Genomic DNA, 24,226 nt, shown 5'->3' with positions numbered 1-24,226 from the left:
TTAATAAAACAAATTATGGCAAAATATTCAATCTCAAAGCTTAATAAAGTAGTTCGTGGATCAAAAAGGGCTACTTATGATATAGAAACCATTAATACCATTTTAGACGATGGTTTTTTATGCCATATAGGATACATATATAATAATCAAGCTATAGTTATTCCTACTGCGTATGCCAGAAAAGAAGATAAAATTTATATCCACGGGTCGCTAAAAAACCGAATGATGTTAAGTTTACTGGAAGCAGCAACAGCAAGTATATCGGTAACACATCTGGATGGTTTGGTATTAGCAAGATCTGCATTTCATCATTCTGCAAATTACAGGTCTGTAAATATATTTGGTACCGTAAAAAAAGTAGAGGATCCTACTGAAAAAATGGAAGCATTAAAATATATAATAAACCACATGGTCCCCGGGCATTGGGAAAATGTAAGAAAACCAAATAAAAAAGAATTTGATGCTACTTTGGTACTAGAAATACATATAGAAACAGCATCTGCAAAAATAAGGGCAGAAGGAGCCGTAGATGATGCAGAAGATTATAACTCATCGATATGGGCTGGAGTTGTACCCATCAAACAAGTAGCTTATGATCCTGTTTCAGATACAAAATTACCAGAAAAAACCAAGATCCCGGAAGAGGTTTTAAACTATGTATCAAAAAACAAAAGTTGAAAAATAAGATGTTAACAGAAGATGTAATAAAGTATATTAATAAAAGTGTTTTATGCTGGTTGGCAACATCCTCAATCAATAACATGCCAAATGTATCCCCAAAAGAAATTTTTGTACACTATAAGGATACAAATATAATTATAGCAAATATAGCTTCGCCTCAAACCATAAAAAACATTGATCAAAACCCTAATGTATGTGTGAGCTTTATAGATATATTTGTTCAAAAAGGGTATCAATTAAAGGGGAGTGCAGAGATTGTAAAAAAAGGAACCGTTGGTTATGAGCTTATGGAGAAATCATTATTAAGATTAACAAAGGGCGAATTTCCGTTTTCTACAATTACCAGTATTTTAATAAAGGAAGTAAAACCCATACTGGCACCAAAATATATTATACACTCACAAACTACAGAACAAGAACAAATACAAAGCGCTTTAAAACTGTATGCACTATCAAATGATATATAATTTATGTTGAAAATAAGACCTGCCTGCGAGAATTGTAATAAACCTTTACCCAATACCAGTAATGAAGCAATGATATGCTCTTTTGAATGTACGTTTTGCAAAGATTGTGTAGATACCATTTTGTATAATGTATGTCCTAATTGCGGAGGAGGTTTTGAAAAAAGACCAACAAGACCCCGCAATTGTTTAACAGGTAATTGCCTCAAAAAATACCCTGAGAGTAATAAAATAACTTATAAACCAGTAGATAAAGATAAATTTAAAGAAATTTTGAATACTTTTAGAAATATAGAACCAAGGGAAAGATAGTATATGGTAAAAATCAGGCAAGCTACCGTAAAAGATGCAGAACATGTTTCTTATCTGGGAAGAAAAACTTTTGAAGAATCTTATGGAGAGTTCTTTAAAGATTCAGATAATTTGAATAGCTATCTGGATTCTGCATTTTCATTACAAAAAATAAATGCCAGTTTGGTAAAGCCCGAAAATATATATTGGATGGCTGTTAAAGAAGATTCTTCTGTACCTGTTGGCTATGCTAAGTTAAAATTAAATTCACCTACAGAATTTATCAAAGATACCAATGTATGTAAATTACAGCGTATATACGTCTTAAAAGGGTATGAAGGTAAAGGAATAGGTAGCGAATTGCATGAATGCATTGTAAAAAAAGCAATCGATAACGACTATAATTACCTTTGGTTGTCTAATTTAAAAATTAAAAAACAAGCTGTTCAATTTTATCAAAAGAAAGGATATTCTGTTGCGGGGGAGCATCATTTTACCATAGGGGACGAAACTTTTGGATTTTGGGTTATGAAAACGAGATTAAGCTAAAAACCTAAAATGAAATGATTTTTGAGGTTAAAAAATATAGAGAAGCAGGAATTAAAGATTTAGAAAAATTAAATCATTTAGGCAAGCTTTCATATACAGAGTTTTCTAAGGATTTAACCCCGGAAAATTGGAAAGTATTATATCACGTTCTCGAAAATAAGGATAATATAAAGAACTTAATCCAGATAGGTAAAGTTTTTGTTTGCGAAATAGGAAAAGAAATAGTAGGAATGATCTATTTTATTCCCAGTGGAAATCCAACCGAATTATATAAGGAAAATTGGTGTTACATAAGGTTTTTGGGGGTAGATCCAAAATATCGAGGCATTGGAATAGGAAAAGAACTAGTAGATTCCTGTATAAGGTATGCTAAAAGAAGTCAAGAAAAAATCATAGCATTGCACACATCAGAGTTTATGAATTCTGCTCGTAGAATGTATGAAAAAATAGGATTTAATAAAACTAAAGAAATCGAAAGACTCGGTAAACAATATTGGGTGTATAAAATGAAATTATAATAAGTAATAATATGTTATGAAAACGAGATTAAGCTAAAATGATAAATGTAAATTCATTAGAGAATCTTGAATATACAGCAATGTAAATACAATTTCATTACAGAATTTGCAAAAACAGAAGTTTAATGTGCAAATTCATTACAGGATTTTAAAGATACACTAATGGAAGTTTCGATTTCGTTACAGGATCTTCAATAATATAATAAGAAATTATTTTTTTATATTCAAAACATTAATTCTAGCTACAGAATCACAGTTTTCTATGAGCATATTAATGTTTTTTCCTTTACTATTACCTTCGATATAGTAAATCTTACAAGAATCTGGTTTAGTATTACTAGCGGAAAAATCAACATCACCATTTTTTAAAATTTCTGAAACATCAGAAGTGTCTATTTTATAGGTTATTATATTAGCTAAAACTTCTTCAGAATATTCTTTATTCTTTATTCTTATATTTTTAAGAACTCTGGCAGACGGGCTATAATCACAAGAAGCTTTTTTTCCACCCAAAAAGAAAAATAAAAGAATAAGTCCTATCGCAAATCCTCCTAAATAATAAAATAATCGTTGTGCAAATTTCATAAACCTAATAACAATATTAAGGCATCAAAAGTAAGTAAAGTTTATGAGTATACAGTAGGGCTATAGGAGTTTTTAGATTTTTATATGCTAGTTTTGTAGTGTTTTTAAAATTGAGTACAGATTATATTACAGAATCAATAAATTTATATCTCTGTACGAGAGATCAAACCAATCTGCAATAGGCTTACTGGTTAAAATACCTCGATAAAAATATAAACCATTTTTAAGACCTCTGTCAAAACGCACTGCATTTTCAACACCACCTTCTTCACCTATTTGTAGTATATAGGGAGTAAATATATTACTTATAGAAAGCGAAGAGGTTCTTGCATATCTCGATGGTATATTGGGAACACAATAGTGCAAAACACCATGCTTTTCAAAAGTTGGATGATCATGAGTAGTAACCTCACTGGTTTCAAAACATCCTCCCATATCAATACTTACATCTATAATAACAGCACCGGGTTTCATACGTTCTACCATTGTTTCTGTAACAATAATAGGGGCGCGATTTTGTCCTCTAACCGCACCTATAACCACATCACAACGGCGTAATGCTTTAAGAAGGTTTTTGGGTTGTATGGTAGAGGTAAACAAAGGCCTGCCAACATTGGTTTGTATAGCACGAAGTTTGGTAATAGAATTATCAAAAACTTTTACATTTGCTCCCAGCCCTATAGCAGATCTTGCTGCAAATTCGCCAACAGTACCGGCTCCTACTATTACAACCTCTACAGGGGGCACACCACTAATATTACCCATCATTAATCCAGAGCCAGAAGTGGTAACACTGCTCATTAATTCTGAAGCTATCAATACCGATGCGGTTCCTGCTATTTCACTTAGAGCCCTTACTGCAGGATATGCTCCATCAGAATCGCGAATAAACTCAAACCCCAAAGCCGTAATTCTTTTTTTTGCAAGTTCCTGAAAATACTCTTTGGACTGTGTTTTAAGTTGTAAAGCAGAAATCAATACCGCTTGTGGGTTAATATGGTCTAATTCTTCCTTAGATGGCGGTTCGACCTTAAGTATAATAGGACATCCAAAAACTTTACTTGTATCATTAGTAATCTCAGCGCCAGCCTCACTATAATCCTGATCTGTAAAGCTGGCTCCGGTACCGGCATTAGTTTCTATCAAAACCCTATGCCCGTGAGCGGTAAGTGCCGCAACAGCATCTGGAGTAAGACATACCCGCTTTTCTTGATAGTGTGTTTCTTTTGGGATTCCAATAAAAAGCTTTCCTTTTTTACGGGCTACTTCAATCATTTCTTCCTGCGGCAGTAGTTGCTCTTTTGTAAAAGGAGATCTAGGTGTGTTCATTTGTGTGAAATTCTATATTTCAAATTACGAATAAAAAAGCCAACAAAACAAATAGGAATGCTTATTTGGGGTTAGATTTTTAATAATAGAGTTCATTTATGCTTTATACAAAAGGCATAAATGAACTCAAAATATATCATTATGTGTGTTAATACCGGTTATGAGATTTTTTGTTACATAATCCGGATTTAAAAAGAAAGTATTCTTTTTTGGTTATCCAATACCTCAATATTGATTTTAGTAACATTTTTGGGTAATAAGTTATATACTTTATCTGCCCATTCTATAAATACCCAAGCTCCGGATTCCAGATATTCTTCAAAACCAATATGGTATGCTTCCTCTTCATCTTTTAATCTATAAAAATCAAAATGATAAATCAAACCATCCTTACATTCATATTCATTAACAAGAGAGTATGTAGGGCTCGAAATAGTATCTTTTACCCCAAGATGCTTACATATTTCTTTTATCAATGTGGTTTTGCCAACTCCCATTTCTGCATCAAAGAGTACGATTTTGCCAGGTATATTTGATATAACTTTATCTGCTGTATCACAAAGCTCTTTTAGCGTATATTCCAAGGTCATTTTTATAAAAGTAGATTTAGTTTTATTCTTTTTTTAGTTTTACTCTTTATTAGATAGTTTAATCCCTTATTAAGGTTTTAATTAGCCAAAGATTCCCTCAAAACGAAATATATTTTTGAGGGCATACCTTATAAGCCTACCCATGTAGTATCTATTTACCTGGGGTTTAATACAACAAATGGGATTATCATTTCTTCCAGAGATACCCCGCCATGTTGATAAGTATTTCTGTAATAACCTACATAGTGATTGTAATTATTGGGATATGCAAAAAAATAATCCCCTTTTGCAAAGATAAATGAACTACTCATATTTATCGATGGTAAACAAATAGCTTTTGGGTCTGTAGCTTCCAAAACCTCTTTATTTTCGTAAGTAAGGCTTTTTCCGGTTTTATACCTTAAGTTTAAGCTTGTGTTTTTATCTCCGATTACTTTAGAAGGGTTTTTAACATTAATGGTTCCATGATCTGTAGTAATTAGTAATTTAAAACCTAATTGTTGTGCTTGTTGAATCATCTCTAATAACGGAGAGTTTTTAAACCAGCTTTGTGTTAAAGACCTGTAGGATTTATCGTTGGATGCAAGTTCTTTGATTACTTCCATTTCAGTTTTACTGTGCGAGAGCATATCCACAAAGTTATACACCACAACTGTTAGGTCATTATTTTTTAACCCTTTAAAATTAGCGGCCAAAGTTTTTCCGTCTCTTTCGTTTGTGATTTTATAATATTCGTGTTTTATATCTAATCCCAATCTTTTTAATTGAGCAATAAGAAAATCATTTTCATTCATGTTTTTCCCTCCTTCATCTGTGTCATCCAGCCAAAGATCCGGATGCCTTTTTTTCATTTCAGAAGGCATAAGCCCCGAAAAGATAGAATTTCTTGCATATTGAGTAGCAGTAGGTAAAATACTACAATACGCACTTTCTTGCTCCTTTTTGTAATAATTATTAACGGTTGGTTCAAAAGCTTTCCATTGGTCATATCGTAAATTATCAATCACGACCAGAATAGTTGATTGATCTTTACTAATTTCCGGGACCACTTTTTCTTTAAATAAAGTATGGGACATTACAGGCGCTTTTTGGTTGCCGTTAAACCAGTCTGGATAATTTTTGTCAACAAACTTAAAAAATTGGCTATTAGCTTCTACTTTTTGAGATTCCAAAATCTCAAACATTCCAGTATCTTCAATACCTTCTAATTGAAGCTCCCAATATATCAATCTTTGGTATAGTTCGGCCCATTCTTCATACGAGTTAACCATAGCCATATCCATAGCTATTTTTCTAAACTCCTGTTGGTAATTTGAAGTGGTTTTTTCAGAAACCAAGCGCGAGTTATCCAGATTCTTTTTTAAACTTAGTAATATTTGATTGGGGTTAACAGGTTTAATAAGATAATCTGCTATTTTACTGCCAATAGCTTCTTCCATAATATATTCCTCTTCGCTTTTGGTAATCATTACTACAGGAATACTATCTTTTTTTTCTTTGATTTCAGATAATGTTTCAATTCCCGAAAGACCAGGCATGTTTTCATCAAGAAAGATAATATCAAAATTGGTCTCTTCCAAAATATCCAAAGCCTCAGTACCACTTTGGCATTTAGTTACTTCATAGTTCTTTTTTTCAAGAAATAATATATGTGGTTTAAGTAAATCAATCTCATCATCTACCCACAGTATCTTTATTTTGTTCATCAAATTTTTGATTTTAATTATAGGTTACCCCAAAATAGGATTTATTTGTTCTATAAACATAAATTTCTTTAGTTTAAATTTCATTTTGAAATGCTTTATATGCGTAGCATATATGTATATTTGCCACAGCAAAGATAAAATGAACTTGAAAAAAAGAAATAAGCTTAAAATATTAAACGACCCAATTTACGGTTTTATTACGATTCCGAATGAACTAATTTTTGATCTCATAGAGCATAAATATTTTCAAAGGCTACGTCGTATATCTCAAATGGGGCTTTCGTATTTGGTTTACCCGGGTGCTCATCATACTCGGTTTCATCATGCTTTGGGTTGTATGCATCTTATGCAAAAAGCCGTGAGAGTGCTTCGTTTTAAAGGGATTGTTATTTCAGAAGAAGAGGAAGAAGCCCTTTATGCAGCAATATTATTGCATGATATTGGTCATGGTCCTTTTTCGCATGCAATGGAACATAGTATCGTAAATGAAGTAAATCATGAATCTATTTCTTTGCGATTAATGGAGAAAATAAATGAAGAATTTAACGGTAGTTTAACGCTTGCAATTCAAATTTTTAAGGGAGAATACCACCGCGATTTTTTGCACCAATTGATTTCCGGGCAATTAGATATGGATAGATTGGACTATTTAAAAAGAGATAGTTTTTATACCGGGGTTGCCGAAGGAAATATAAATAGTGAACGTTTGATTACAATGCTTACTGTAGTTAATGATGCACTGGTAGTTGAAGAAAAAGGAATATACTCTGTAGAAAAATTTTTGCTGGCCAGGCGTTTAATGTATTGGCAGGTTTATTTACACAAAACAAGTATAGTAGCAGAAAATTTATTGATACGAGTATTACAAAGGGCCAAAGAATTAGTAGAAAAAGGAGAAAAATTAAACGCAAGCGAAGCATTATCGTTTTTCTTAAAAAATAAAATAACTTCAAAAAACTTTTCCTCTGCGGTTTTGGAAACGTTTTCTAAATTGGATGATTATGATATTATTTCGGCTATGAAAGAATGGTCTAATGAAGATGATTTTGTTTTACGTAAGCTATCTTCAATGATAATAGACAGGGATTTGTTGAAAATAAAAGTTAAAAACAAACCCTTTCTTAAAAGCAAAAAAGAAAATCATTTGAAGAAACTCAGAGAAAAATATAAAATTTCAGATGAAGAATCACATTATTTTATTTTTGAAGGATCGATTTCTAATCAGGCATATCACCTTAACAAGCAGAATATAAATATTTTATATAAATCAAAAAAAATAATAGATATTGTTAAGGCAACAGATCAGTTTAATTTAGAAGCTCTTTCAAAACCAGTGACTAAATATTTTATGTGCTATCCAAAGTACAAACATTAATACATTTTTTATACTTTTGCTAGAATGATTTTTACAGCCACACAAATTGCGGGTATTTTAAACGGAGAAATCGAAGGAGATGAAACCGTTGAAGTGTCCAAGCTAGCTAAAATAGAGGAAGGAACCCAAGGTTCGTTAACCTTTTTGTCAAACCCTAAATATACTCAGTACATCTATTCTACAGATGCATCTATTACCATTGTAAATAAAACCTTTGAAGCAGAATCTGAAATAAAATCTACTCTTATACGAGTTGAAGACGCTTATAAAGCTTTTTCTCAGTTGTTAGAGTATTATAATATGGTCAAGATGAACAAGTCTGGAATAGAACAACCTAGTTTTATTTCCAAAACAGCTTCATTTGATGAAGATATTTATTTTGGGGCATTTTCTTATATAGGAGAAAATGTAAAAATAGGGAAAAACGCAAAAATTTTTCCAAACGTGTATATAGGGGATAATGTGGTTATAGGAAACAATGTAGTCGTTTATGCCGGTGCCAAAATATATTCAGAAACAATTATAGGAAACAATTGTGTAATACATAGTGGTGCTATAGTGGGGGCAGATGGTTTTGGGTTTACGCCCAATGAAAAAGGAGAATACAGCAAAGTTCCACAAACTGGCAATGTAGTAATCGAAGACAATGTTGATGTTGGTGCAGGTACTACAATAGACAGGGCAACATTAGGATCTACTATTATACGCAAAGGAGTTAAATTAGATAACCAGATACAGATTGCTCATAATGTAGAAATAGGAGAGCATACTGCAATTGCAGCACAAACAGGTATTGCTGGGTCTACCAAAATAGGAAGGCATTGCTTAATTGGAGGTCAGGTAGGTATTGCCGGACATTTAATTATAGGTAATAATGTAAGGATCCAGGCACAATCAGGAATCGGAAGAAACATAAAAGACGGGGAAGCCATACAAGGTTCTCCTGCTCTGGGATATTCTGATTTTAATAAATCCTATGTGCATTTTAAAAATCTTTCTAAAATAGTAGATCGAATTTATAAACTAGAGAAAAAGATAAACAATAATGAATAACGTTGTCGTGAGCAAACAAAGAACCATTGACAAGGAAATTAAACTTACAGGCGTAGGTTTACATACTGGAAAAGAAGTAACATTAACTTTTAAACCAGCTCCAGAAAACCACGGATATGCATTTTGTAGAATAGATCTTGAAGGAAACCCTATTATCGAGGCAGATGCTAATTATGTGGTAAATACACAACGAGGAACAAATTTAGAAAAAAACGGGGTTAGTATTCAAACCTCAGAACATGTTCTTGCAGCCTGTGTAGGTCTGGAAATAGACAATCTTCTTATAGAACTAAATGCATCAGAACCCCCAATAATGGATGGTTCCAGTAAATTTTTTATTGAAGCTCTAGAAAAAGCAGGTATTGTAGAACAAGAAGCAGAAAGAGAAGAATATATTGTAAAAGATGTGATTTCTTATCTGGATGAAGAATCTGGTAGCGAAATTATTGTTATGCCTTCAGATGAATATCAGGTAACTACAATGGTGGATTTTGGGACTAAGGTTTTAGGAACCCAAAATGCATCGCTAAAAAGCCTTTCTGATTTTAAAAAGGAAATAGCAAATGCAAGAACTTTTAGTTTTCTGCACGAGTTAGAAATGCTACTAGAACACGGTTTGATAAAAGGAGGAGACCTTAATAACGCTATTGTATATGTGGATAAAGAACTGAGTCCTAATACAATGGAAAAACTAAAGGTTGCTTTCGGTAAGGAATCTATAGCAATAAAGCCCAATGGTATTTTAGATAATCTAACATTACACTATCCTAACGAAGCCGCTCGTCACAAATTATTGGATGTAATAGGGGATTTGGCATTGGTAGGAACAAGGATTAGAGGTAAGGTTATAGCAAATAAACCAGGTCATTATGTAAATACTCAGTTTGCAAAGAAACTTTCTAAAATTATAAAAATCGAAAAAAGAAATAAAGTACCTCAATTTGACCTGTTTAAAGAACCATTGATGGATATTAATAAAATTATGGCTATGTTACCACATAGATCTCCTTTTTTATTAATAGACAAGATTTTAGAAATGTCAGATAAACATGTCGTCGGACTTAAAAATGTTACTATGAACGAACCGTTTTTTGTAGGACATTTTCCCGGGGCACCAGTAATGCCGGGAGTATTACAAGTAGAGGCAATGGCACAAACAGGAGGGATATTAGCATTAAGTACTGTACCAGATCCGGAAAACTATCTTACCTATTTTATGAAAATAGATAAAGTAAAGTTTAAACAACAAGTACTGCCGGGAGATACACTAATATTTAAGCTAGAATTGATAACGCCTATTCGTCGGGGTATTTGCCACATGCAGGCTTTTGCTTATGCTAATGGTAAGCTAGTAACCGAAGCAGAACTTATGGCGCAAATTGTTAAATCAAAATAATAGATATAATAGATGAATCAACCTTTAGCATACGTTCATCCGGGAGCAAAGATTGCAAAAAATGTTGTAATAGAGCCTTTTACAACAATACATAATAATGTAGTTATAGGAGAAGGAACCTGGATTGGTTCTAATGTAACCATTATGGAGGGTGCGCGAATAGGAAAAAATTGTAATATTTTTCCAGGAGCTGTTATTTCTGCCACACCACAGGACAAAAAATTTAATGATGAAGATACTATAACCGAAATAGGGGATAATACTACTATTAGGGAGTGCGTAACCATCAACAGAGGAACGGCAGACAGAATGAAAACCAAAATAGGCAAAAACTGTTGGATCATGGCATACTGTCATATTGCACACGATTGTATTGTTGGAGACAATTGTATATTTTCTAACAATAGTACATTAGCTGGTCACATAAATGTAGGAGATTATGTGGTTTTGGCAGGTATGGCAGCAGTACAACAATTTTGCAGTATTGGTAATCACGCATTTGTAACAGGAGGATCTTTGGTTCGTAAAGATGTACCCCCATTTGTTAAAGCAGCTCGCGAACCTTTGTCTTATGTAGGCATAAACTCTATAGGCTTGCGCCGAAGAGGCTTTACCACAGAAAAAATTAGAGAAATACAAAATATCTATAGAATTTTGTACCAACAAAATTATAATAACTCACAGGCAGTAGCAATTATTGAAGCAGAAATGGAAGCTACTCCAGAACGGGATGAAGTTTTAGAGTTTATTAAAAATTCGCAACGAGGAATAATGAAAGGATATTTTTCTAACTAATATCTTTAATTTTCCTTTTTTTTAAATTATAAATCATAAGAATTAAATAACAATAGTAATGGCTAGTACTAGTGATATCAGAAATGGATTATGTATTAAATATAATCATGACATCTATAAAGTTATAGAGTTTTTGCATGTAAAACCGGGTAAAGGCCCTGCTTTTGTACGTACAAAACTAAAAAGTGTTACTTCGGGAAAAGTTATTGATAATACTTTTTCGGCAGGACATAAAATTGATGATGTACGTGTAGAAACACATAAATTTCAGTATTTATATGCAGAAGGAGATAACTTTCATTTTATGAATACAGAGGATTATAACCAGATCACACTGCCAAAATCTTCTTTGGATGCACCGGATCTTTTAAAAGAAGGAGAAGTAGTAACTGTAATTATCAATTCTGAAGATCAAATGCCTCTTTCTGTAGAAATGCCAGCAAGTGTTATTCTTGAAGTAACAGCTACCGAGCCTGGTGTTAAAGGAAATACAGCTACCAATGCAACTAAACCCGCAACGGTTGAAACAGGAGCAGAAGTAATGGTGCCCCTTTTTATAAATGAAGGAGATAAAATTAAAATTGAAACAGAAAAAGGAACATATAAAGAAAGAATCAAAGAGTAATCTTAAATGTATCTTTTCAATTTTAAGAAATGAAATTTCCTCAAGCACACACTTTACAACAAATAGCTACCATTATATCTTCAGAATATATAGGGGAATCTGATTTTCCGGTTCTTGGCATGAATGAAATCCATGTAGTTTCTGCCGGAGATATTGTTTTTGTGGACCACCCCAAGTATTATGATAAAGCATTAGAAAGTGCCGCAACTGTAATTTTAATCAATAAAAAAGTAGATTGCCCAAAAGGTAAAGCCTTGTTGATATCTGAAGACCCGTTTAGGGACTTTAATATACTTACCCAATATTTCAAACCGTTTGAGAAAGCTAATTCTTTGCTTTCAGAAACAGCTCAAATTGGAAACAACACTATAATACAACCAGGAACCTTTATAGGTAACCATGTTGTTATTGGAGATAATTGCCTGATTCATGCAAACGTTACTATTTATGATCACACAGTGATTGGTAATAATGTAACCATACATTCTGGAACAGTATTGGGATCAGATGCATTTTATTATAAAAAACGACCAGAAGGATTTGATAAATTGATTTCGGGGGGTAGAGTAGTAATAGAAGATAACGTAGATTTAGGCGCTTTGTGCACTATAGACAAAGGAGTAACAGGTGATACAATTATTAAAGAAGGAACTAAAATAGATAACCAGGTACATGTTGGTCATGATACAGTAATTGGCAAAAAATGTTTGATAGCCTCTCAGGTTGGTATTGCAGGTTGCGTTATTATTGAAGATGAAGTTACTATTTGGGGGCAAGTCGGGATTACCAGTGCAATCAAAATAGGAACAAAGTCTGTCATTTCTGCACAATCAGGAGTTAGTAAATCTTTAGAGGCCAACAAAAGTTATTTTGGAACTCCCGCAGATGATTTCAGAAAAAAATATAAAGAAATAGCTTCTATAAGGCAAATTCCCGATTTAATAGAAAAACTAAAAAAGAATGAGTAAAACTGTAAAGGATATAGTACAATCTTTTTATACCACAGATCTTATACATAATTTAGACGTTTTTTCTGAATATTTACATCCAGAGATAGAGCTATATTGGAATAGTAGTTTTGGTTTTAATAAAAAAGATTTTAAAGCTATCAAATCCATGTTTACAGAAATGGCTATGTCTTTTGAGTCTTTAAGATGTGAAATCAGCCATCTTATCGCCGAAGAAAATACCGTTACCATACGACATACCTACTTTGTCAAAACTATCGAAGTGCCCGATAAAGAAGAAGTTGTAGCCCATTTTATTACAATATGGGAACTTAAAGAAAATAAATTATTCAGAGGATATCAAATAAGCCAACAAGGAGATAACAGCCCAGAAAGCATGAAATCGTTTATCTCAAAATAATAGTAAATAATAATCTGAGTAAACTGTTTTTGGCAGTAAAAATTCTAAGATTATAGAAATAGAAAAATAAAACAATATTTTTTTATTTTTCACTTTAACTATAGTTTTCAAAAGCTTACTTTTGAAACTCTTTAAAAAAAAAATAAAAAATCATAACGCAATGAGTGTTTTAGTTAATAAAGATTCAAAGATTATCGTACAAGGATTTACAGGTAGTGAAGGTACCTTTCATGCAAGTCAGATGATAGAATATGGTACAAATGTTGTGGGAGGAGTTACTCCAGGAAAAGGCGGACAAACACATCTGGACAGACCTGTTTTTAATACTGTAGAAGATGCAGTTAAAGAAGTAGGAGCAGATACTACAATTATTTTTGTACCACCCGCATTTGCTGCTGATGCAATTATGGAAGCTGCAGATGCAGGAATAAAGGTTATTATTACTATAACAGAAGGCATTCCTGTTGCAGATATGATTACAGCTTCAAATTATATTAAAGATAAAAATTGTAGGCTTATAGGCCCTAACTGCCCCGGAGTAATAACCCCAGGAGAAGCTAAAGTTGGGATCATGCCAGGATTTGTATTTAAAAAAGGAAATGTGGGGATTGTATCAAAATCAGGTACATTAACCTATGAAGCAGCAGATCAGGTTGTAAAACAAGGATTAGGAATTACTACTGCCATAGGAATTGGTGGTGACCCAATTATTGGTACTACTACAAAAGAAGCTGTAGAATTATTAGTAAATGATCCCGAAACAGAATGTATTGTTATGATAGGTGAAATAGGGGGACAACTAGAAGCCGATGCAGCAAGATGGATTAAAGAAAGTGGAACTTCTAAACCAATTGTAGGTTTTATAGCAGGAGAAACAGCACCGGCAGGACGTACTATGGGACACGCAGGAGCAATTGTTGGAGGTAGCGAAGATACAGCTGCAGCAAAAAAGGCAATTATGCGAGAATGTGGGATCCACGTGGTAGACTCACCTGCAGAAATTGGTAAAAAAGTAGCTGAAGTATTGGGATAAAAAATCCTGTCTTTTTATAATATTTTTAAAAACCTCTTGATTAATTTTCAAGAGGTTTTGTTTTTTTAAGTATTTTCTTGTTAAAATAAACTTAAAAACTGTAACAAAAACAATTACTCCCCGTATTATAGTATTTTGTATACTAACTCAAAATAATTAACTCAAAAACTCTAAACCAAGATAGAGTCACTAAAAAAACAATCAAAATAGAATATGAAATTAATTAAGTCGGTTTTATTATTATTTATAATTGCTAATCTTAGTAATTGTAAAAAATCAACCCCAGAACCCCTCGTTTCGCAAGAAATTAAAGTCGAAAAGCATACAGATGCTTCAGGTTTTAACTATGAAACAGTTACTAATGATCCAACAGGTTTGCGTTTATATACTTTAGAAAATGGATTAAAAGTATATTTAGCAAAAAATGAAGAAGAACCCAAAATACAGACATATATAGCGGTTCGGGCAGGTTCAAATTATGACCCTAAAGAAACTACAGGGCTAGCACATTATTTAGAACACATGATTTTTAAAGGAACCGATGAAATAGGAACTCTGGATTTTGAAAAAGAAAAAGTTTTGCTACAACAGATTTCTGATTTATATGAACAACATAAAGTAGAATCAGATCCGGTAAAAAAGAAAGAAATCTATAAGAAGATAGACGAAGTTTCTCAAGAAGCGTCTAAGATTTCTATATCCAATGAGTATGACAAAATGATTAGCTCGCTTGGGGCAGAAGGTACTAATGCACATACCTGGTTTGAAGAAACCGTTTATAAAAATAAAATACCTGCCAATGAGTTGGATAAATGGTTAAAAGTAGAAAGTGAGCGTTTTAGTCAATTAGTATTACGTTTATTTCATACCGAATTAGAAGCTGTTTATGAAGAGTTTAACAGAGTGCAAGATAATGATGGTCGTAAAGCTTATGCAGCAATGCTAGAAGGTTTATTTCCTAATCATCCTTATGGGCAGCAAAAAACGATAGGAACGTCAGAACACCTTAAAAACCCGTCAATGGTAGCAATACATAATTATTTTGACAAATATTATGTACCTAACAATATAGCAATGGTATTGGTTGGTGATCTGGATTTTGACCAAACAATACAAAAAGTGAATGATACCTTTGGTAAATTTGAGAAAAAAGAAGTAGTTCATCCTACTTTACCAAAAGAAGATCCAATAACCAGTCCGGTTGTAAAAGAAGTTTTTGGACCAACAGCAGAATCTGTTTCTTTAGCATTCAGAACAGGTGCAATAGGAACAAAAGAAGAAAAGATGCTTACTCTTGCAGATATGCTATTGGCTAATGGTAATGCAGGTTTGATCGATTTAAACCTGAATCAAAAACAAGTGGTACAAAGTGCAGGTTGCTCACCAACATTTTTAAATGATTATGGATACCATCAATTTTATGGATCACCAAAAGAAAACCAAACATTAGACGAAGTAAAAGATCTACTGTTATCTGAGATAGATAAATTAAAAAAAGGAGAATTTGATGATTGGATGATGTCTGCTGTTATCAACGACCTAAAACTTAATCAAACCAGACAATATGAAAATAATACAGCATTAGCATCTGCTTACTATAATGCTTTTATTCACCATCAGGACTGGAAAGATAAAGTAGCTTACCTGGATGAGCTTAAAAAGATATCAAAACAAGAATTAGTTGATTTTGTAAATTCTTTTTATAAAGACAATTACGTAATAGTATATAAACGTAAAGGCGAAGATAAAAATATTGTAAAAGTAGAAAACCCGAAAATTACCCCTGTAGAGTTAAACAGAGGTAAGGAATCCAAATTTGTACAGGATTTTAACAAATTACAATCTCCTGCTCTACAACCTAAATTTATAGATTATAAATCTGCCATAAAAGAAACCAAAACAGATAATCGTTTGCAAGTTTCCTATATTGATAATCCAAATAATGATTTGTTTACCCTTAATATCATATTCGATATGGGGCAGGATCACGATCGAAAAGCTTCTTTGGCTGCCGGATATCTGGATTATTTAGGAACGGATAAATACACCCCAGAAAAGTTAAAGAAAGAGTTTTATAAATTGGGTATAAATTATAATGTAAGTACCGGATCAGACCGAACTTATCTGGGGATTTCGGGATTAAAAGAAAATCTTGGTCAAGGTTTGGCTCTTTTGGAAGACCTGTGGTCTAATGCAGTTCCTAATCAGGAAACATATAATAAATATGTAGATCAAATAGCAAAAGGTCGTCAGGATGGGAAAACCCAAAAAGGAAATATCCTTTTTAATGCGTTATGGAATTATGGTCAATATGGAGACAACTCTCCATTACGAAACATTTATACAATAGGAGAATTGCAGGCAATAAACCCGGAAGAATTGGTAAACAAAATAAAAGAGCTACGCAATTTTAAACAACGTATATTTTATTATGGAAAAGATGTAGATGCGGCTTTATCTTCTTTAAACAAATATCATACTATAGGAGAAAACTTAATAGATTACCCAGAAAAAGTTGAATACGTAGAAAAAGAAACAGGAGGTAATGTATACTTTGTAGATTATGATATGGTACAAAGTGAAATGGTGTTTTTGGCAAAAGGAGCAGAGTTTGATCCCAAAAAAATGGCAGCATCCAGGGTGTTTAATACCTATTTTGGAAGTGGTTTGTCATCTATCGTATTTCAGGAAATAAGAGAATCAAAATCGTTGGCATACGCTGCACAAGCAGGCTATTCGCAAAGTAGCGAGGCAGGTAAATCAGATTATACTTTTGCATATATAGGTACTCAGGCAAACAAAATGCCCCAAGCTGTAAATGCTATGATGGATTTAATGACCAATATGCCAGAAGCAGAAGAGCAATTTAATGCAGCAAAAGAAGCCACATTAAAAAAGATAGCAGCAGAACGTATTACAAAATCCAATATTTTCTGGACTTATGAAGGTTTAAAGAAAAGAGGTATTGAAAATGATAACAGAAAAGATATGTATGAAACTATCAAGAACATGACCTTATCAGATCTTAAAACTTTTTTTGAGCAAAACATAAAAGGAGAAACCTACAATGTTTTGGTTATAGGTAATAAAAAAGAAGTAAACATGGATGCTTTATCTAAGCTAGGAGTAGTAAAAGAAATGGATATCGATTATCTTTTTAATTATGAAAAGATAAATGAAGATATAAAATTATAAAAGATTATATAAATAGTCATTTTGTTTATAAACCCTGTGAGAAATCATAGGGTTTATTGTTGATGACCTATTTGTAATTCTTATATTTGAATTTACATTTATATCACAAATTATAATAGTTTATATATACAAAAAACAGAACATAAAGAATGAATCTTTTACAAGGTAAAACTGCTATTATCACAGGGGCTACTCGTGGTATTGGCAAAGGAATAGCAGAAATTTTTGCACAACATGGAGCTAATGTGGCTTTTACATACAGTTCATCTGTTGAAGCAGCTGAAACATTAGAAAAAGAATTAAATAGTTTAGGTATTAAAGCTAAAGGATACCAAAGTAATGCTGCAAATTATGAACAAGCTCAGGAATTAGCCCAGGATGTATTGACAACATTTGGTAGTATTGATATATTAGTTAACAACGCAGGTATTACTAAAGATAATCTTTTGATGAGAATGAGCGAAGAAGATTTTGATAAAGTAATTGAAGTAAATTTGAAAAGCGTATTCAACATGACAAAAGCTGTTCAAAAAACAATGCTAAAGCAACGTAAAGGTAGTATAATTAATATGAGTTCTGTTGTTGGAGTAAAAGGTAATGCAGGTCAGGCAAACTATGCTGCTTCAAAATCCGGAATTATTGGATTTTCAAAATCAGTAGCTCTGGAGTTGGGATCCAGAAATATTAGAAGTAATGTCGTCGCTCCCGGTTTTATAGAAACAGAAATGACAGAAAAACTAGATGAAAAAGTTGTAGATGGTTGGCGAAACGCAATTCCTCTTAAAAGAGGGGGGACCCCAGAAGATATAGCAAATACATGTTTGTTTTTGGCAAGTGATTTAAGTGCTTATATTACTGGTCAGGTAATTAATGTTGATGGAGGAATGCTAACATAAACCACAAAAGTAAGGAGGAACGGGTAAAGAGTTTATATATCATTTGGTTACTAATATATGATTTTTGATTTTTGACCTCTTGAGCTTCTAACTTTAAAATATGCAAACACAAACAATTTTACTGATTATTGCGGCTATAATAAGTGCACTTATTATAACCCTGTTTCAGTATATATATAAAGCAAGAAGTAAGAAAAAAAACATCTTACTTCTTGCTTCTCTACGTTTTTTAAGCCTTTTTACCTTACTATTACTTATAATTAATCCTGCTTTTAAGCAAAATATATATTATATAGAAAAACCAACTCTGGTTGTGGCAATAGATAATTCGTCGTCTATAAAATATTTGAATAAAGATCAGGATGTTAAGAACCTCACAAGCGAAATCAGAAAAAATGAAAAATTAAACGATAGATTTGATATCGTATATTATTCGTTTTCTGATAATCTAAAAGATTCAATACCTCTTACTTTTGATAAAACACAAACAAATATTTCGAAAGCATTAGACGAATTAGATCAAATTTATAAAAATACCACCGCTCCGATATTAATGATTACCGATGGTAATCAAACTTATGGCAAGGATTATCAATTTGGAAGCAATAATTATAAGCAAGCTGTATATCCTGTTATAGCAGGAGATACTACATTGGTATTAGATACCAAAATCGAGCAATTGAACGTAAACAGATATGCTTATCTGAAAAATAAGTTTCCGGTCGAAACCATTCTTTCATACTCTGGTAAAGAAGATATCAATACTATATTTCAAATAAAATCGGGAGTCAATGTTGTTTTTTCACAACCTGTTTCATTTTCTGAACAAAAAAAATCTAAAATAATTAACTTTACCTTACCTGCAAATAGTGTAGGGGTTAATCAATATACCGCAATATTGATTCCTTTGGATACCGAAAAAAACACTATAAACAATACAAAAACTTTTGCAGTAGAAGTAATAGATCAAAAAACTAATGTCTTATTAATTAGTGATATTGTTCATCCGGATCTGGGAGCAATAAAAAAAAGTATCGAAAGTAATGAAAGACGAAATATAACGATTGCTAAACCTGGCGATAAAAAAGATTTTAATGAGTATCAATTAGTTATATTATATCAGCCAAATACAAGGTACAGACAAGTGTATGAAGATCTTAATGCACAAAAAAAGAACTACTTTACAATTACCGGTCCAAAAACTGATTGGGTTTTTCTGAATAAAATACAAAATAAATATACACAGGAAATAACAAGACAAACGGAATATTACATCCCCAGATTTAATAATAATTACGGTGCCTTTCTTATAGAAGATATAGGTTTTAATAATTATCCCCCTTTATTGGGAACCTTTGGTGAAATACGATTAAATGCAAGCTATGATCCTGTATTATACAGAACTATAAACAATATAGAAACAGACGAAGTATTATTTGCAACTATAGAACAAAATGGTATAAGAGAGGCGGTACTATTTGGAGAGGGATTATGGAGATGGAGAGCTCAAAACTATATAGATTCTCAAGAGTTTAATAGTTTTGATGAGTTTTTTGGCAAACTCATACAGTATCTTGCTTCAAACAAAAGAAAAAGCAGATTAAATACAATTGCAGAATCTTTTTATTATGGTAACGCCAGTATTGTTATAAAAGCAGAATATTTTACTAAAAATTATGAGTTTGACAGAAGAGGCAGTTTAAGGATTACCCTTAAAAATAAAGAAACTGAGGCTACTCAAACAATACCTATGTTATTAAAAAATAATACGTATGATGTAGATTTAAGTAGCTTACAAGCGGGTAACTATGAATATACTGTAACCGTATTGGGTGAAAATATATCTCATTCAGGAAATTTTGCAATTCTGGAATATAATGTAGAACAACAATTTCTTAATGCAGATGTAACAAAACTAAAGCAAGTTGCTACTAATACAAAAGGAAAAGCTTATTATCTAAATCAAAAAGATATAATAATAAAAGAACTTCTTGAAGATCAAAGATATCAAGCTATCCAAAAGAATAAGGAAAATCTGGTGTCGTTACTAGATTGGAAATATCTCTTAATAATACTTATTTTATTGCTTACCATAGAATGGTTTGTGCGAAAATATAACGGACTTATTTAAAATTAAAAACTCAAAAATTATTATGGAAAAATTACCAAAAATAGGATTACCTATATTAATTCTTATTATTGTAGGAATCGTTTTTATTACCAAATCAACAGTTACTATTGGTTCTGGAGAGGCAGGAGTATTATACAAAACTTTTGGAGGAGGTGTAGTAACCGACGAAGCACCATTAGGAGAAGGATTTCATTTGGTTGCTCCCTGGAACAAAGTAATTGTTTATGAAGTTAGGCAGCAAGAAGTATTTGAAAAAATGCAGGTTCTTTCTTCTAACGGACTGGAAATTAAATTAGATGCATCAGCGTGGTTTCAACCTGATTATAGTAAATTAGGATTATTACATCAACAAAAAGGAGAAAATTATGTAGCAAGAGTATTGTTACCAACCATACGCTCTGCAGCACGTAGTGTAGTAGGAAGATATACTCCAGAGCAATTATACTCTAGTAAACGAGATGCAATTCAAAAAGAGATTTTTGAAGAAACACAAAAAATAGTTAAAAGTGAATATATTCAGCTTAATGAAATTTTGGTTCGTGATGTTACGCTCCCTACAACAATTAAAGAAGCAATAGAGCGAAAATTGAGACAAGAACAAGAATCTTTAGAATACGAGTTTAGAATAGAAAAAGCTACAAAAGAAGCAGAAAGACAACGTATTGATGCAGAAGGGAAGGCTAAAGCTAACACTATTTTGAGTGCATCTTTAACAGATAAAATTCTAAAAGAAAAAGGTATTGAAGCTACATTACAACTAGCAAAATCCCCAAATGCAAAAGTAGTAGTTATCGGTTCAAGTAAAGATGGAATGCCATTAATTTTGGGAAACCAATAATTTTTATCAATTTTAGGATTACTTGATTTTTCGAAAAAATAATATTTAAAAAGAGGCTGCCTTTTCAAGCAGCCTCTTTTGTTTTATAAGCTATATTTATGATCCGCAACTTCCATTGCTGGTCCATCTTCCATCATTACCAAGAGAATATAAGAAACCATTGTAGATTACTTTATCTCCTGCACTGTATGAGTTATTTCGGTTATACTCAGAAACACCAGAGCAAATATCTGCACTTGTTGGAGTTTCTGTACATTCAGCTATACGATTCCATCTATTAAAATCTCTTTCATACAAAGAGCCACGATATGTTACCTTATCTCCAACAGAATATGTTTTATTACTATCGTATTCTGCAATTCCTGCGCATGGATTTCCATCGGGATCAGGATTCCCGTCAGAAGGGTAAACTTTGTTAGTTCCTTCAATATCCAATGCAGAAATAGCAGCTTGTCGTCTTGGCAATACATTACCATTAAGATCTGTAATCGTAGGCTGCCCGTTTTTACTAAATGTATAGCTGCCATACATCATTGTAGATTTAATATCAAAATCTTTTGTAACCAGAGTAGCAGAGGTACTCTTGTAAAACTGGTCTTCAGCACCAGTTTGTATATTATCAAAATTAATAATAATATGATTATCTCTGTCTGAACGATTTTGCTCATGAATATATCCCAAAGTATGTCCGATTTCATGAATAAGTACTACAGCAGTCGTTCCTGACCCTAATTCGATAAAACCTCTTGATCCATTCATTCCCAAAGTTGCTCTGCCACAGTTACAACTCTCTCCGTTACTTCTAATAGTTACATAATTAGACTCATTGGTACGTTCTTTAAAACGAACATTGGTTTTAGAAGTCCATTCGTCCATTGATTTTTGAAGCTCGTTACGAACAGACTGGCTTAATCCACTATCTATTACGTAAACCACCGTATTGTTTGTCCATTTATTAACACTTCCAAACAAACCTAATTTTGCATTTATTTTAGAATCCGGAGCCTCATTATTGTTTACAGGAACCGGAGTGTCTGTTAATTGGTCTTCAAATAATATTATATCTGTACCTTGTAGTCTGTATGTTCCATCTTTTTCCTTGGATGCCAAAACTTTATCTCCAAGAAAATATTTCTCTATACTTTGTCCACTTGTTTCTGTTTCCGGGGTTTCTTCAAAGTTTTCATTTTTTTGGCATGAAGCAAAGGATAAAGCAATTGCTAAAATACCAATTCTAAATCTATTCAATACGATTTTAGTTTTCATTAAATTAATTTTTGAGTTTATGTTATAGTTTAATTTGTGCACTATTTATAAACTAAAGAGAAAACATATTAGTATTAATATGTAGCTAAATAAAAACTAAAGTTATGTTAATGAATAATTTTAATCACAAGAGGTTTGTCGCAAAAAACAAGATTCATTTTTAAGAGTATCCTTAGTGAGTTGTCTTGAGGTTGATGATTATACTGGTTTATAGTTGTTTACAAGTTTATTACTCTTGCTAGAAAATAATAGATAATATTTTTGAATGGCAGAACTATTTTATTACATCAAAGTTTTTGATTAGCTTAGTGTTTTTGATGGTTGGTTGCAGTCATTTCAAAATTCAAGGTATCTTGTATATGTCAAAATCTATAAATTATAATAAACAAATTAAGCAGTACAATCTTGAAATGGGAAAAGTAGTTTTTTTTGAAAACTATTTAATTATTGAAGTAGCAGAAGGAATCTCTTTTGACTACGAAAAAGCAAAAAAGTTATCAGAATTAACTAATCTCCATTTTCAAGATCGATCTTTTGGCTATATTTCCAATAGAGTAAATTCATACTCATTAGAGCCAATAGATTATACCAGAATAAAAGAAGTTTTTCCTAACCTATCTGTTTTTGCAGTAGTTACCTATAATAAATCTCAAGAAACAAGTGTAAAAATTGAAAATATGTTTTATCAAGAGGGTATTGTCTCTTTTGATAACCTGAAAAAAGCAATTAAATGGGTTGAAAAAAAATTAGATAACCAAACCGATATTTAAGTCGTGTTATTTTTATCTAAGTACTTGTTTAAATTATCTAAAGCACCATTCCAGAATTGTTCATAAAATTGCAACCATTGATTTATTTCTTTTAATGGGGCTGTATTAGCATAACAAAAGCGCTCTCTTCCTTTCGTTTGCATACCAATCAACCCCGCATCTTCCAAAGTTTTTAAATGTTTGGTAACCCCTTGTCTGCTAATCTCAAATTGACTGGATATTTGAGTTATCGGAAGGGCTGTAGCAGCCACTACCAGAGCATGAAAAATTTCACGTCTGGTAGGATCTGCTATTGCTTTTAATATTTTGGTGATCTTATCCTGCATGCATTGTTTTTTTTACGTAATTTAACAAACCTGAAATACAATTGTCCCATCCTTCATTAAAACTATTAAACATAGCCACAGCTGTTTCTCCTTTATAATTAGATATGCCAGAATGTTCTAAATATAGTTTAGTGCCTTCTTCTACCTTTTCTAATTGCCATTTTACTGTTGTTTCTATATCGGTATTTGCAACAACCCAAGTATAGATAAGAGTATATGGAGTTGCTTTTTTGACTACACCGGTTATTTGTGGGCAATTTTGTTCTTTGGGGGCAGTGAAGGTATATTTATATCCCTGTTCTGCTTTAAAATCTGCTTTTATAAACCATGTTGATATTTCTTCCTGATTTGTAATAGCTTTCCATACAGTTTCTATAGAATGTCTTATTATCTGTTCTTTTTTAATTACATCTTTCATTTTAGTATTTTTTATATTAAATAATATT

Annotated in this window: 25 protein-coding genes; 18 read left to right on the top strand and 7 right to left on the bottom strand. The window is 32.2% G+C overall.

Annotated features, from left to right (window positions below; genetic code table 11):
* Positions 1 to 15: 15 nt before the first annotated feature.
* The 5 genes from ACZIYX_RS01170 to ACZIYX_RS01150 are packed head-to-tail and all read left to right on the top strand — an operon-like array spanning position 16 to position 2,503.
* Positions 16 to 678 (top strand): pyridoxamine 5'-phosphate oxidase family protein, encoded by a 663-nt coding sequence (locus ACZIYX_RS01170; RefSeq protein ID WP_462680353.1) that lies wholly within the window; start codon positions 16 to 18, stop codon positions 676 to 678.
* Entirely contained in the window at positions 675 to 1,148 is a 474-nt protein-coding gene (locus ACZIYX_RS01165) for a pyridoxamine 5'-phosphate oxidase family protein (RefSeq protein WP_462680352.1), read from the top strand. The genes ACZIYX_RS01170 and ACZIYX_RS01165 overlap by 4 nt, the downstream gene beginning before the upstream one ends.
* A gap of 3 nt (positions 1,149 to 1,151) precedes the next feature.
* Entirely contained in the window at positions 1,152 to 1,457 is a 306-nt protein-coding gene (locus tag ACZIYX_RS01160; RefSeq protein WP_462680351.1) for a DUF1272 domain-containing protein, read from the top strand.
* Between the two features lie 3 nt (positions 1,458 to 1,460).
* On the top strand, positions 1,461 to 1,985 hold the full coding sequence (locus ACZIYX_RS01155; RefSeq protein ID WP_462680350.1) for a GNAT family N-acetyltransferase: 525 nt from the start codon (positions 1,461 to 1,463) through the stop codon (positions 1,983 to 1,985).
* Positions 1,986 to 1,999: 14 nt separating this feature from the next.
* Positions 2,000 to 2,503 (top strand): GNAT family N-acetyltransferase, encoded by a 504-nt coding sequence (locus tag ACZIYX_RS01150; protein ID WP_462680349.1) that lies wholly within the window; start codon positions 2,000 to 2,002, stop codon positions 2,501 to 2,503.
* 210 nt (positions 2,504 to 2,713) lie between these two features.
* Here the strand turns inward: ACZIYX_RS01150 and ACZIYX_RS01145 are convergent, their stop codons facing one another.
* The 4 genes from ACZIYX_RS01145 to porX all read right to left on the bottom strand — a co-directional run bounded on the left by ACZIYX_RS01145 (position 2,714) and on the right by porX (position 6,713).
* On the bottom strand, positions 2,714 to 3,088 hold the full coding sequence (locus ACZIYX_RS01145) for a hypothetical protein (protein ID WP_462680348.1): 375 nt from the start codon (positions 3,086 to 3,088) through the stop codon (positions 2,714 to 2,716).
* A gap of 126 nt (positions 3,089 to 3,214) precedes the next feature.
* Positions 3,215 to 4,417, bottom strand: coding sequence for an alanine dehydrogenase (locus ACZIYX_RS01140; RefSeq protein WP_462680347.1), 1,203 nt, complete (start codon positions 4,415 to 4,417; stop codon positions 3,215 to 3,217).
* Between the two features lie 188 nt (positions 4,418 to 4,605).
* Positions 4,606 to 5,007, bottom strand: a complete 402-nt coding sequence (tsaE, locus tag ACZIYX_RS01135) for a tRNA (adenosine(37)-N6)-threonylcarbamoyltransferase complex ATPase subunit type 1 TsaE (RefSeq protein ID WP_462680346.1) — start codon at positions 5,005 to 5,007, stop codon at positions 4,606 to 4,608.
* Positions 5,008 to 5,162: 155 nt separating this feature from the next.
* A complete protein-coding gene (porX, locus tag ACZIYX_RS01130) occupies positions 5,163 to 6,713 on the bottom strand; it encodes a T9SS response regulator signal transducer PorX (RefSeq protein WP_462680345.1) in 1,551 nt (516 codons plus the stop codon).
* A gap of 145 nt (positions 6,714 to 6,858) precedes the next feature.
* Between porX and ACZIYX_RS01125 the strand changes: the two genes are divergently transcribed.
* The 12 genes from ACZIYX_RS01125 to ACZIYX_RS01070 all read left to right on the top strand — a co-directional run bounded on the left by ACZIYX_RS01125 (position 6,859) and on the right by ACZIYX_RS01070 (position 21,418).
* Positions 6,859 to 8,088 carry an HD domain-containing protein gene (locus ACZIYX_RS01125; RefSeq protein WP_462680394.1) on the top strand — a complete coding sequence of 410 codons (1,230 nt, stop codon included), beginning with the start codon at positions 6,859 to 6,861 and terminating at the stop codon, positions 8,086 to 8,088.
* A gap of 24 nt (positions 8,089 to 8,112) precedes the next feature.
* Complete coding sequence (lpxD, locus tag ACZIYX_RS01120) at positions 8,113 to 9,141, top strand: UDP-3-O-(3-hydroxymyristoyl)glucosamine N-acyltransferase (RefSeq protein WP_462680344.1); 1,029 nt, start codon at positions 8,113 to 8,115, stop codon at positions 9,139 to 9,141.
* Complete coding sequence (locus ACZIYX_RS01115; RefSeq protein ID WP_462680343.1) at positions 9,134 to 10,537, top strand: bifunctional UDP-3-O-[3-hydroxymyristoyl] N-acetylglucosamine deacetylase/3-hydroxyacyl-ACP dehydratase; 1,404 nt, start codon at positions 9,134 to 9,136, stop codon at positions 10,535 to 10,537. Before lpxD ends, ACZIYX_RS01115 begins: the two co-directional genes overlap by 8 nt.
* 12 nt (positions 10,538 to 10,549) lie before the next feature.
* Positions 10,550 to 11,332, top strand: a complete 783-nt coding sequence (lpxA, locus tag ACZIYX_RS01110; protein ID WP_462680342.1) for an acyl-ACP--UDP-N-acetylglucosamine O-acyltransferase — start codon at positions 10,550 to 10,552, stop codon at positions 11,330 to 11,332.
* Between the two features lie 58 nt (positions 11,333 to 11,390).
* A complete protein-coding gene (gene efp / locus ACZIYX_RS01105) occupies positions 11,391 to 11,957 on the top strand; it encodes an elongation factor P (RefSeq protein ID WP_462680341.1) in 567 nt (188 codons plus the stop codon).
* Positions 11,958 to 11,986: 29 nt separating this feature from the next.
* Positions 11,987 to 12,925: a UDP-3-O-(3-hydroxymyristoyl)glucosamine N-acyltransferase gene (locus tag ACZIYX_RS01100; RefSeq protein ID WP_462680340.1), complete on the top strand. Its 939-nt coding sequence runs from the start codon at positions 11,987 to 11,989 to the stop codon at positions 12,923 to 12,925.
* Positions 12,918 to 13,325 carry a nuclear transport factor 2 family protein gene (locus tag ACZIYX_RS01095; protein ID WP_462680339.1) on the top strand — a complete coding sequence of 136 codons (408 nt, stop codon included), beginning with the start codon at positions 12,918 to 12,920 and terminating at the stop codon, positions 13,323 to 13,325. Before ACZIYX_RS01100 ends, ACZIYX_RS01095 begins: the two co-directional genes overlap by 8 nt.
* A 160-nt stretch (positions 13,326 to 13,485) precedes the next feature.
* The gene (gene sucD / locus ACZIYX_RS01090; RefSeq protein WP_462680338.1) at positions 13,486 to 14,358 is read left to right on the top strand and encodes a succinate--CoA ligase subunit alpha; all 873 of its coding nucleotides are present in this window, start codon (positions 13,486 to 13,488) and stop codon (positions 14,356 to 14,358) included.
* 213 nt (positions 14,359 to 14,571) lie between these two features.
* Complete coding sequence (locus tag ACZIYX_RS01085) at positions 14,572 to 17,553, top strand: M16 family metallopeptidase (RefSeq protein ID WP_462680337.1); 2,982 nt, start codon at positions 14,572 to 14,574, stop codon at positions 17,551 to 17,553.
* 149 nt (positions 17,554 to 17,702) lie between these two features.
* Positions 17,703 to 18,449, top strand: coding sequence for a 3-oxoacyl-[acyl-carrier-protein] reductase (gene fabG, locus ACZIYX_RS01080; RefSeq protein ID WP_462680336.1), 747 nt, complete (start codon positions 17,703 to 17,705; stop codon positions 18,447 to 18,449).
* A gap of 100 nt (positions 18,450 to 18,549) precedes the next feature.
* Complete coding sequence (locus tag ACZIYX_RS01075) at positions 18,550 to 20,580, top strand: VWA domain-containing protein (protein WP_462680335.1); 2,031 nt, start codon at positions 18,550 to 18,552, stop codon at positions 20,578 to 20,580.
* Positions 20,581 to 20,602: 22 nt separating this feature from the next.
* Complete coding sequence (locus tag ACZIYX_RS01070) at positions 20,603 to 21,418, top strand: prohibitin family protein (protein ID WP_462680334.1); 816 nt, start codon at positions 20,603 to 20,605, stop codon at positions 21,416 to 21,418.
* 96 nt (positions 21,419 to 21,514) lie between these two features.
* On the opposite strand, the gene ACZIYX_RS01065 is transcribed toward ACZIYX_RS01070, so the two are convergent.
* The gene (locus tag ACZIYX_RS01065) at positions 21,515 to 22,684 is read right to left on the bottom strand and encodes a M12 family metallopeptidase (RefSeq protein ID WP_462680333.1); all 1,170 of its coding nucleotides are present in this window, start codon (positions 22,682 to 22,684) and stop codon (positions 21,515 to 21,517) included.
* Positions 22,685 to 23,043: 359 nt separating this feature from the next.
* Here ACZIYX_RS01065 and ACZIYX_RS01060 point away from each other — a divergent pair, with 359 nt between their 5' ends.
* Positions 23,044 to 23,454, top strand: a complete 411-nt coding sequence (locus tag ACZIYX_RS01060; protein WP_462680332.1) for a hypothetical protein — start codon at positions 23,044 to 23,046, stop codon at positions 23,452 to 23,454.
* Here ACZIYX_RS01060 and ACZIYX_RS01055 read toward each other — a convergent pair.
* Both ACZIYX_RS01055 and ACZIYX_RS01050 read right to left on the bottom strand, forming a co-directional pair.
* Positions 23,451 to 23,780: an ArsR/SmtB family transcription factor gene (locus tag ACZIYX_RS01055; protein WP_462680331.1), complete on the bottom strand. Its 330-nt coding sequence runs from the start codon at positions 23,778 to 23,780 to the stop codon at positions 23,451 to 23,453. The two genes, ACZIYX_RS01060 and ACZIYX_RS01055, sit on opposite strands and share 4 nt — an antisense overlap.
* Complete coding sequence (locus tag ACZIYX_RS01050; RefSeq protein ID WP_462680330.1) at positions 23,770 to 24,198, bottom strand: SRPBCC family protein; 429 nt, start codon at positions 24,196 to 24,198, stop codon at positions 23,770 to 23,772. The genes ACZIYX_RS01055 and ACZIYX_RS01050 overlap by 11 nt, the downstream gene beginning before the upstream one ends.
* Between the last annotated feature and the right edge of the window lie 28 nt (positions 24,199 to 24,226).

Source organism: Aquimarina sp. (assembly GCF_977115655.1).
Note: the sequence above shows the minus strand (reverse complement) of the source record. Positions and strands in the feature narration are given on the sequence as shown.

Bases quoted from the DNA above. Each gene is read 5' to 3' on its own strand.
- ACZIYX_RS01170 (WP_462680353.1), top strand. From the start codon at position 16: ATGGCAAAATATTCAATCTCAAAGCTTAATAAAGTAGTTCGTGGATCA.
- ACZIYX_RS01160 (WP_462680351.1), top strand. From the start codon at position 1,152: ATGTTGAAAATAAGACCTGCCTGCGAGAATTGTAATAAACCTTTACCC.
- ACZIYX_RS01155 (WP_462680350.1), top strand. From the start codon at position 1,461: ATGGTAAAAATCAGGCAAGCTACCGTAAAAGATGCAGAACATGTTTCT.
- ACZIYX_RS01150 (WP_462680349.1), top strand. From the start codon at position 2,000: ATGATTTTTGAGGTTAAAAAATATAGAGAAGCAGGAATTAAAGATTTA.
- ACZIYX_RS01145 (WP_462680348.1), bottom strand. From the start codon at position 3,088: ATGAAATTTGCACAACGATTATTTTATTATTTAGGAGGATTTGCGATA.
- ACZIYX_RS01140 (WP_462680347.1), bottom strand. From the start codon at position 4,417: ATGAACACACCTAGATCTCCTTTTACAAAAGAGCAACTACTGCCGCAG.
- tsaE (WP_462680346.1), bottom strand. From the start codon at position 5,007: ATGACCTTGGAATATACGCTAAAAGAGCTTTGTGATACAGCAGATAAA.
- porX (WP_462680345.1), bottom strand. From the start codon at position 6,713: ATGAACAAAATAAAGATACTGTGGGTAGATGATGAGATTGATTTACTT.
- lpxD (WP_462680344.1), top strand. From the start codon at position 8,113: ATGATTTTTACAGCCACACAAATTGCGGGTATTTTAAACGGAGAAATC.
- ACZIYX_RS01115 (WP_462680343.1), top strand. From the start codon at position 9,134: ATGAATAACGTTGTCGTGAGCAAACAAAGAACCATTGACAAGGAAATT.
- lpxA (WP_462680342.1), top strand. From the start codon at position 10,550: ATGAATCAACCTTTAGCATACGTTCATCCGGGAGCAAAGATTGCAAAA.
- efp (WP_462680341.1), top strand. From the start codon at position 11,391: ATGGCTAGTACTAGTGATATCAGAAATGGATTATGTATTAAATATAAT.
- ACZIYX_RS01100 (WP_462680340.1), top strand. From the start codon at position 11,987: ATGAAATTTCCTCAAGCACACACTTTACAACAAATAGCTACCATTATA.
- ACZIYX_RS01095 (WP_462680339.1), top strand. From the start codon at position 12,918: ATGAGTAAAACTGTAAAGGATATAGTACAATCTTTTTATACCACAGAT.
- sucD (WP_462680338.1), top strand. From the start codon at position 13,486: ATGAGTGTTTTAGTTAATAAAGATTCAAAGATTATCGTACAAGGATTT.
- ACZIYX_RS01085 (WP_462680337.1), top strand. From the start codon at position 14,572: ATGAAATTAATTAAGTCGGTTTTATTATTATTTATAATTGCTAATCTT.
- fabG (WP_462680336.1), top strand. From the start codon at position 17,703: ATGAATCTTTTACAAGGTAAAACTGCTATTATCACAGGGGCTACTCGT.
- ACZIYX_RS01075 (WP_462680335.1), top strand. From the start codon at position 18,550: ATGCAAACACAAACAATTTTACTGATTATTGCGGCTATAATAAGTGCA.
- ACZIYX_RS01070 (WP_462680334.1), top strand. From the start codon at position 20,603: ATGGAAAAATTACCAAAAATAGGATTACCTATATTAATTCTTATTATT.
- ACZIYX_RS01065 (WP_462680333.1), bottom strand. From the start codon at position 22,684: ATGAAAACTAAAATCGTATTGAATAGATTTAGAATTGGTATTTTAGCA.
- ACZIYX_RS01060 (WP_462680332.1), top strand. From the start codon at position 23,044: ATGTCAAAATCTATAAATTATAATAAACAAATTAAGCAGTACAATCTT.
- ACZIYX_RS01055 (WP_462680331.1), bottom strand. From the start codon at position 23,780: ATGCAGGATAAGATCACCAAAATATTAAAAGCAATAGCAGATCCTACC.
- ACZIYX_RS01050 (WP_462680330.1), bottom strand. From the start codon at position 24,198: ATGAAAGATGTAATTAAAAAAGAACAGATAATAAGACATTCTATAGAA.